Annotated in this window: 8 protein-coding genes and 2 pseudogenes; 8 read left to right on the top strand and 2 right to left on the bottom strand. The window is 58.3% G+C overall.

Annotation, left to right across the window (positions count from 1 at the left end):
* Nucleotides 1-214 precede the first annotated feature (214 nt).
* The 4 genes from ACGLHR_RS49690 to ACGLHR_RS49675 all read left to right on the top strand — a co-directional run bounded on the left by ACGLHR_RS49690 (nt 215) and on the right by ACGLHR_RS49675 (nt 2,739).
* The gene (locus tag ACGLHR_RS49690) at nt 215-1,264 is read left to right on the top strand and encodes an IS110 family transposase (RefSeq protein WP_400103248.1); all 1,050 of its coding nucleotides are present in this window, start codon (nt 215-217) and stop codon (nt 1,262-1,264) included.
* Between the two features lie 417 nt (nt 1,265-1,681).
* Entirely contained in the window at nt 1,682-1,894 is a 213-nt protein-coding gene (locus ACGLHR_RS49685) for a hypothetical protein (protein ID WP_400103246.1), read from the top strand.
* A gap of 10 nt (nt 1,895-1,904) precedes the next feature.
* On the top strand, nt 1,905-2,195 hold the full coding sequence (locus ACGLHR_RS49680) for a hypothetical protein (RefSeq protein ID WP_400103244.1): 291 nt from the start codon (nt 1,905-1,907) through the stop codon (nt 2,193-2,195).
* Nucleotides 2,196-2,220: 25 nt separating this feature from the next.
* Entirely contained in the window at nt 2,221-2,739 is a 519-nt protein-coding gene (locus ACGLHR_RS49675) for a hypothetical protein (RefSeq protein WP_400103242.1), read from the top strand.
* 80 nt (nt 2,740-2,819) lie between these two features.
* Here the strand turns inward: ACGLHR_RS49675 and ACGLHR_RS49670 are convergent.
* Nucleotides 2,820-3,305, bottom strand: a pseudogene (locus ACGLHR_RS49670) (DDE-type integrase/transposase/recombinase); the annotation flags it as partial.
* Nucleotides 3,306-4,024: 719 nt separating this feature from the next.
* Between ACGLHR_RS49670 and ACGLHR_RS49665 the strand changes: the two are divergent.
* Nucleotides 4,025-4,360: a hypothetical protein gene (locus ACGLHR_RS49665; RefSeq protein ID WP_400103240.1), complete on the top strand. Its 336-nt coding sequence runs from the start codon at nt 4,025-4,027 to the stop codon at nt 4,358-4,360.
* Nucleotides 4,361-4,939: 579 nt separating this feature from the next.
* A complete protein-coding gene (locus tag ACGLHR_RS49660) occupies nt 4,940-5,326 on the top strand; it encodes a GNAT family N-acetyltransferase (RefSeq protein ID WP_400103238.1) in 387 nt (128 codons plus the stop codon).
* A gap of 519 nt (nt 5,327-5,845) precedes the next feature.
* Here ACGLHR_RS49660 and ACGLHR_RS49655 read toward each other — a convergent pair.
* Nucleotides 5,846-6,853, bottom strand: a complete 1,008-nt coding sequence (locus tag ACGLHR_RS49655) for an asparaginase (RefSeq protein ID WP_400103236.1) — start codon at nt 6,851-6,853, stop codon at nt 5,846-5,848.
* Between the two features lie 300 nt (nt 6,854-7,153).
* On the opposite strand from ACGLHR_RS49655, the gene ACGLHR_RS49650 reads away from it, so the two are divergent.
* Nucleotides 7,154-7,660 (top strand): MarR family winged helix-turn-helix transcriptional regulator, encoded by a 507-nt coding sequence (locus ACGLHR_RS49650; RefSeq protein WP_400103234.1) that lies wholly within the window; start codon nt 7,154-7,156, stop codon nt 7,658-7,660.
* A gap of 42 nt (nt 7,661-7,702) precedes the next feature.
* Nucleotides 7,703-7,884 (top strand): annotated as a pseudogene (locus ACGLHR_RS49645) (ABC transporter substrate-binding protein); the annotation flags it as partial.

The raw sequence follows: 7,884 nt of genomic DNA, 5'->3' as shown, positions 1-7,884 counted from the left end.
GATCGCAACACGTATCCATCGCGTGCGGCCGGATCGCGCCAAGCCTCGTCCGCCTCGCCACAAACCTCATCGACATGTTGCTTATAAGGCCTGTTGATGCCTAATTGTTGATGCTTAACTTGAATTGGTAAGGAGCCTCGCCTTTAGCCCCACCGGCACAATCCCATGCCATCATGGTTGAGATGCCGACCAGCTTCCAGGAAGGAGGGAAACCATGAACACGATTGCCCGCATCGGAGTCGACCTTGCCAAGAACATCATGCAGGTCCATGCCGTCGACCAATCTGGCCACGTCGTCACGCGCAAGGCGATTAGTCGTGCAAATTTCCTCAACTGGTTCACGAATATCCCACCCTGTCTTGTGGCCATGGAAGCCTGTAGCGCCGCGCACTACTGGGCCCGCAAGCTCTGCTCGCTCGGGCACGACGTACGCCTCATTCCACCGCAATTTGTGGCGCCATACCGCAAGGGCGGCTCGCGCATGAAGAACGACGCTCTCGACGCCGAAGCTGTCTGCGAAGCCGCGAGCCGTCCGCAAATGCGCTTTGTGCCGGTCAAGTCCCCGGCTCAGCAAAGCGTGCTGGTGCTCCACCGTCTGCGCACCGGCTACGTCGAGGAACGCACGGCACTCGTGAACCGACTGCGCGGGCTGCTTGCCGAATGCGGCGTGTTCCTCCCGCAGGGCATAGATCGACTGCACGCTCACTTCATGGAAAGTCTCGACGACGGCACCAACGAACTGACCGGCACCGCACGTGAGGCACTGATGCGTGGCTGGGCGCAGTGGCAAGCACTTGACCAGGAAATCGCCTGGTTCGACCGGCAGATCGTCACGCATGCCCGTCAGGATCCCCAGGCAAAGCGATGCATGGATATGTGTGGCGTCGGGCCGCTCACCACGTCCGCCACCGTCGCCACCATCGTCGATGCCCGGCAGTTCAAAAACGGCCGGCAGATGGCAGCTTGGCTCGGCACCGTGCCCAGACAGAAGAGCAGCGGCGGAAAGCAGCGCCTGGGCCGCATCACGAAGCAGGGCAACCAGTATCTGCGCATGCTGCTTTTCCTTGGCGCGCGTGCTGCACTCCATACCGCGCCCCGGCGCAACGACCGGCTCTCGCGCTGGATTGTCCAACTGCAGGCCCGCGTCGGCTACTACAAGGCCTTGGTTGCAATAGCCAACAAGCACGCCCGCATCCTTTGGGCCATCCTCGCGAAAGGGGAAAAATTCGATCCCGCCCATGCCCGCTCGAACGCGGCCAAGTGAGCGCGACACTTCCTGCAATTACATCCCACCACCAGGACGCAACAGGCAACGATAGCGACAGCTTAGACCGGCAGCAGGCGAACTCGGCAATCCACCAGGCGCCACATCACGTGTATTCGCCGCAACTTGGATGGAGTCCTGCTGCGCGGTTACTATCCGGGCCCGGACGTGCAGTGAATCCGTCCACCAAGGCCGATTATAGGTGTGCAGTCTCTCCCGCCGCTTCATGCCAACTCGTCCCTCCACCCAAGGAAACGCTCCCCACACCTCGAAACCCACCACAAACCAATCTTGTTAAAAGGCGAGGCTCCTTATAGGGTGGATTGGGTCGTCCACTGCCCCGGTAACCAAGGAAATCGGTCGTTCGCAAGGATCGATGCAATCGATGTCCGGCGATTGGGGCCCTTTGCGGCCGTAATGCCGATCGCCAGGTTGATTGCCGCTTTCTTTGCTGCCCTTCCGCGTTTCAGGCTGGCCGAGCCGCGATGTCATCATGACGATGATGCCGTGAAGATCCTCGGCAATGCGGGACGGATGGAAATGATTACCCGTTCGCAATGGAAGACCGGAGCCCACAGCGATGGTGTCCGGTCACAACTGTCGCCACACGGCCAGCCATCCAAACAATGAAGGAAATATCGTGCCGAACAATCCTGCGAAGACCACCTACCGGGCCATTCCCGCCATGCGCCTGCTGCGCGACCGCCAGGTCGGCCAGTTGCCGAAGAGAAGCATCCAGAGATTTGGATTCATACGCCTGGTGGCAACCCAATGGCATCAGGCAGCCACACTACTGATTGACTGGGATCGCGCTGTCAACGAAGGCTGGCCCAACCTGCGGTCGCCATCCTGCCCCGCGGTCAAGGGGCACTGGAGCTTGGGCCGGAATCATCACGCAAACATCCGCCGGTTCGCCGGAAGTGGAAATTGAGATTGAGATTGAGTGAGGTAACACCATGCGTACGCTGCTGTATTTCAGGCTGAATGACGTCGCCACGGCGAGGCTGGCGCAAGCGCGATTTGGCGAGCTGGCCGGCACATCAGCACTCGTCGCGGGGCCGTGGTTTGTCCAGCGCAACAATCAGGCAGTTGATGGATTGCCGAGAATTGACATCGGCCAGACGACGTATCGCGAAGAAGCGGCGATCACCGGACTTTTCGTCGGCGCGATCATCGCCGCGCTGGTAATTTTCAGATACGGAGTCTCTGCCGGTACGGGCGCCACTGCCCTTGCGTATGTTGGCGCTATCGCGCTTGGCGCGATGATCGGCTGGTGGATCGGCGGATTGGTCGGCGTCAAGATCGGCCGCCTCGGGCTGGGTCGGCAGAAGGCGCAAATGGCACCGGGCCAGTTGCTGCTGATTGCCAGTTGCGACTCGAAATCCAAGGAATCCATGAAGCGGATGATCAACGAACTGGGCGGCGTCAGTATCGACGAGCACAGCGACCTGATGCCGAATTTCAGGTGGGTGTGATTGCCGGCACGGATCTGCCGATGCGGTCCCGGAAATATATGGTAAGCGGCTAAAAAAAGGAGGACCAGTCCGAACTGACCTCAAGAAGTCGGACAGTTAAATCGCTGGGCGCCTAAGGGCTGGGTCCTGTCTTGCACGGGACTCAGCCCTTTTAGCTTCAGCTTGATGCGCTCGTGATTGTAGTGGATCGACCTGGCCAGCCTGAAGCTGGTCCAGACCGGTAAATTTGCTCAGCGTGAAGAAGAACTCGGAGCGTGCCGAAGAAGCTTTCCATGGCGGCATTGTCTATTGCAGTTTCCCTTGCGGGACATGCTTTGGGTCAGGGCATGTTGTTCCAATAGGGGGCGGTAGGCGGGTGGCATCTGGTACTACCATCCCTGGTCCGAGGGCAAGAACGATGTGTCGTGATGCTCCAGCTTGGCCAGAGCTTTCTTGACCATAACGTGGACAAGGTCGAAGGTCGGCCGCACGGCCATCTGGTAGGCGACGATCTCACCGTTGTACAGATCCATCACGGGCGATAGGTACAGTTTCTCGCCGCCGACGTTGAACTCGGTCACGTCCGTTGGCGACAAGGGTATCTAGGATGATGGGGATCTTGCCTACCAGTTACAAATGGAAAGAATGGCCCGATTCCCGCAGTTTCCGGAAAAGGTAGCTGCCTACAATCGACATCTGCGCGCGATGTTTTCTTCCACACAGGGCCGAAGTCACACGCGAAGTGCAACGCCAGTATGAGAATTTCGCTGGTCGAGCACAGGACCTCCTCGGCAACGTCGCGGAAAGCGCAATTGCCGCAACCGAGAAAACCGCCTTAGTGTTGAGGACGAGGATCATGGAAGCGCCGGAATCGTCCTATGAGTCGGTGTTCGAACCAACTGCGGAACTGGTGGAAGCGGTTGAAAGTGACGTGAAAGCGGCGAGTGACACCGCATCGTAAGCTTCGATGCAAACTCCAGCACTGCCGAATACGCCGCAGAAGCGTTAAAAACCGTCTGGTCCCTTCAGAGCAGAATGACTTTTTAGGCTCGCAAAACTACCCGCCTATTGCGGGTTTTTTTACGACGTTTCATTTCCTCGAGCCGAGACCACTGAACCCAATCGCCTAAATACATCTTTCAAGTGTTCCTATATATATATCTAATCGCCGCCTTACGGCGTCGGGCCAAGAAAATTCCGCGTTTACCCGCGGCAGAGGCTGCCGTATAGTTGGTCAGGCAACAAGGGCCAACAGCGCCAGGGCAAACGCTCTTGACGTTTTTCTGAAAGGGAGCGAGGAATCTATATGACGCACGCGCAGCAATCCGGACAATGGCAGGCCGCCGTCTGCTCGCTACTTAGCAAGCAACTGGGTCAGGATGCCGAGGAATATGTCGTGGAGGCCTTTGTCAAGAAGGGAGTTGCAATTGCGGGGATTCGCCGCAAGCGTGATGGTCATTGGCATAAGCACACGATCGGGCACGCCGTTGCCGACAAAGCCCAGCAGGAGGCTTCCATCGAATTGGCGTTCGAGGCGCTGCATAAAGCACTGCAAGCCAACAAAGGGGCCATGCGCAATTGGGTTACCCAAGCGCAATTGGGCGATCTTGTCGGCAAAAAGATGACGGAGACACACGCCTGAGCCCCGTGGCACCCGTGAGCGTGTGCATTCGTAGCGAACAAGATAAGAGGCGCAGTGGCAATCGCAGGGGGCAGGTTTAGTAGCGGTGTACTTACTCTTATTTGCGGAAGTAGATCGGGCCGGCAAACACTCCTTGCGGGGCGTACAACCCGCAAGGAAGGTTATGCCAAAGGGGATCTGTGCTCGACGAGTGGTGCAGCGTTTCCGTTTGCAAAGACTGTGGCCGATCGTACCGCCACCGGCGACTCGCGACTATCGAATGAGGAGCGTGACGCCTCCGAGGCCGACTATCGCGAGAAGCTGAAGGTAGTTGCAGATCAACTGATCGAACAACGCCTTATGGCTAGGCATGGTCCAACATCGCTTGGTAATCTGCGGCCACTCGCATCTGCCACGAGCGTACCAGACAGTAAAAGGCAACCTGATTGTCAATGCTGGAAGCATCGGATTGCAAGCGTACGATGACGAAAATCCTGTGCCCCACACTGTGGAAAATGGAAGCCCCGCATGCCCGCTTTGCCGTTTGCGAGGAAACAAGCGGGAGTTGGCCCATCGCCCACTACGCAAGAGTCTGCTATCGTGGATGTTCTTGAGTGTTGTGGATTGCCTAACGATGTCGTCGATCAAGCATTGCGCTTCTTTCATCTCGCTGTATTAGATGAGCGGGTAGTCGGTTGTGCTTGCGCCGAGCAATATGGAGAGACGGTTGTTGTGCGGTCCGTTGGTGTGCTTCAAGAGTATCGTGGTCATCAAATTGCGACGCACCTTGTCGGCAGCATACTGACGCGCGCTCGCGCGGATGGATGTACCAAGGCGGTACTCATCACCGCTGGCCGGCTCGGCCTCTCTAATCACTGCGATTTTTCGCTCGTGGAGCTCGAATCCATGCCGGAGGAAGTTCGGCTATCCAAGACGTTCGTGGGAAGATTTGGCGGGGGGAGGACATTCAAGATTTCCATGGGCTAGCTTCGTGCACGACTTGTCGGGAGGAGTCAATATCTCGCGCAAGTCAGCGCCGATGGTTAGCCAGGAAGCCGCACACTCACGCGAGATCCACCACGCCGCCAAGCACCACGCGCAAAGCGGGGCCGGCTTCGAAGTCAGCTCGGCTATTGCAATCTCGTAATCGAATAGCCATCTAGCCGTTACCGTTGTCTGAATACACTGGTCTCCACGTCGACGCCGTAGATTCCGCGCATGCCGTCGTTCAACTAGCGAGGCATTCGCGAGGCATGGCTGCCTGTACAGCAGGGCGATCTGGTGCTTGCGGGCGAGCAAACCGTGCCGCAAATAAGCCCGCTTCGCCCGCGATCAGGCGCTATGCATCTGGTTGCAGCTGTCGCCAGGTGGAACGCGATGCGCACATCGTGGTGCTGGCATCGAAAAAGCGGTTTGGCATGCCGGACTGGAGAGCATTGCGCGCGAAATCGCATGCGGCGCGAAATTGGTGGTTGCCGTGCGATCACCTCACACGGCGCGGCGCATCTATTCGATGCTGTCGACGCGCTTCCAAAACTCAAACGCGGCGGCGCACGCGCTGAGTGGCGCGGCCGTCGCTAGCAGCAGCCACAGCAAGAGGCGTGCTTTGCGGGGGGCGAGCCATCCCGAAAAGTAGGCGCCGCGGCGGGCGAGGTCGATCTCCGAACCAGGAAAGCCATAGGTCCGAGCGGCCGTCGATCCCGATCCTGTGCGGGTGGCGATGACAATCGGCAACCGAGGCGCCAAAGCCTCGATACACTTTGCTTCGTCATGCGAGACATGCCCAGCGCCGTAAGCCGATATCACGATGCCGTGGTAACCCGCCTGGGCAACCGCATTGAGCATCTCACCGGTCTCGCCAAGGCATGTTTCAACGAGTGCCACGCGCACTGACATATCAGGCTTCGCAAAGTGCTCGCGATACCGCTTTGACGGTGGCCGGAAGTACTGCGGAGTGCCTTCGAGAACCATACCGGCAGGTCCCATCACCGCCGATTCGAAGGTTTCAACTGACATCGAGTTCGCCTTGCGCACCCAGCGTGCCTCATGAATCGTGTTGTTCATCACCACGCAGACGCCGCGGCCGCAACTGCTACTGTCGGCCGCGCAAGCCACCGCTGCAAGGATGTTGGCAGGACCGTCCGCACCTGCGGTCAGCGGCGTGCGCATCGCGCCCGTGACCACCAGCGGTTGAGGATGCGTCCACAGCAGATCAAGCAGGAAGGCGGTCTCTTCTAGGGTGTCGGTCCCCTGGGTCAGAACGATGCCGTTGGCGCCGGCGGATACCATGCTCTCCGCCCACGCGAGGCTGTCCAACACGTGCGCAAAGTTAAGCGAGGGGCTGGGCAATTGCAGCAAGGTAGCGGCGTGAATCTCCGCGATATCAACCAGTCCGGGGACGGCCGACACCAATTGTTGCGCGGAAAGTCGCGGCAACGCGCCTACTTGGGCATCGTCAGCCGTCATGCATATCGTGCCACCTAATGCCCCAACGGCGATGCTCGGGTATTTCATCGAAGGACTCCTTTCGCGTATGTGAAAGACATCAGAATAGACCGCGCCCTAAATATTGGGCAATGACCCTGTGCCGGCGAGTGTCTATGTTGCGAACCTGAAGCCGCGCGACGTGGCCCCGGTACGGGGCAGTGCACCGTCCTCGCGCATTGTTTCCCGCTTCTTGTGCGTGGAAAGTGCGCATTGCTGTGTGCCAAACGCTCAATCCTCCACGCGCCCGGGCTTTTGCCTGATGGCACGCTTCGTGCAACTCCCATTCATGTGGAAAGTTCAATTGTTGCAATTTGCATGTAATCAAGCATGCTCGAATGGGAGGAGAGTATGTCGAAGGCGCCGTATCCACGACTGGAGCATCTTAACTTCCGTCTTGATGTACTAAGTGCGTTGGCCAAGGGCGTGGCGTCGGATCTCTACGAGGCCGAATGCGGCGTAACCCTGCGCGACCTGCGCGTGCTGCGTTTTGTCGACATGCAGCCGGGCATTTCGCTCGGTCCGCTGATTGTACTGACGTACCTTGAAAAGACGCTAGTCTCGAAGCTGGTCACCGCACTCGCCAAGCGCGGCCTGCTGGTACGGTCGACGGGAACGGAGGACGCGCGGGTGATCAACCTGCACTTGACCAGGAAGGGCAAGGCAATTGTCAGCAAGTGCGACAAGATCGGCAAGCGCTTCGACGAGCAACTCATGTCTGTACTGTCGTTGGAAGAAAAGCAAATGCTTTTCCACTGTATCGCCAAGCTTACCGAGCATGTCGAGGAGGGCGGCGAATGGACGCAGCCGCAGACATCACGCAAGCATACGGCCTGACTCATTCTGTGTTGTTTCCTGTTTCTTCTTAGGGGGTGAATCATGTTGAAGCAATCTTTGACTCGATGTATAGCTGGCGTAGTGATTGCGAGTGCTGTGACGATGGCGAACGCGCAGGATGCATCCAAGGTGTTGCGGATCGTGCCGCAAGCCGATCTGAAGATCCTCGATCCAATCTGGACTACGGCGTTTATCACGCGCGACCACGGCTATATGATCTACGA

Origin of the sequence: Cupriavidus sp. CuC1 (assembly GCF_044627735.1) — a bacterium.
Lineage (GTDB): Bacteria > Pseudomonadota > Gammaproteobacteria > Burkholderiales > Burkholderiaceae > Cupriavidus > Cupriavidus ulmosensis.
Note: the sequence above shows the minus strand (reverse complement) of the source record. Positions and strands in the feature narration are given on the sequence as shown.

Coding starts and splice junctions, on each gene's coding strand:
- ACGLHR_RS49690 (WP_400103248.1), top strand. CDS start 215: ATGAACACGATTGCCCGCATCGGAGTCGACCTTGCCAAGAACATCATG.
- ACGLHR_RS49665 (WP_400103240.1), top strand. CDS start 4,025: ATGACGCACGCGCAGCAATCCGGACAATGGCAGGCCGCCGTCTGCTCG.
- ACGLHR_RS49650 (WP_400103234.1), top strand. CDS start 7,154: ATGCTCGAATGGGAGGAGAGTATGTCGAAGGCGCCGTATCCACGACTG.
- ACGLHR_RS49675 (WP_400103242.1), top strand. CDS start 2,221: ATGCGTACGCTGCTGTATTTCAGGCTGAATGACGTCGCCACGGCGAGG.
- ACGLHR_RS49655 (WP_400103236.1), bottom strand. CDS start 6,853: ATGAAATACCCGAGCATCGCCGTTGGGGCATTAGGTGGCACGATATGC.
- ACGLHR_RS49685 (WP_400103246.1), top strand. CDS start 1,682: ATGCCGATCGCCAGGTTGATTGCCGCTTTCTTTGCTGCCCTTCCGCGT.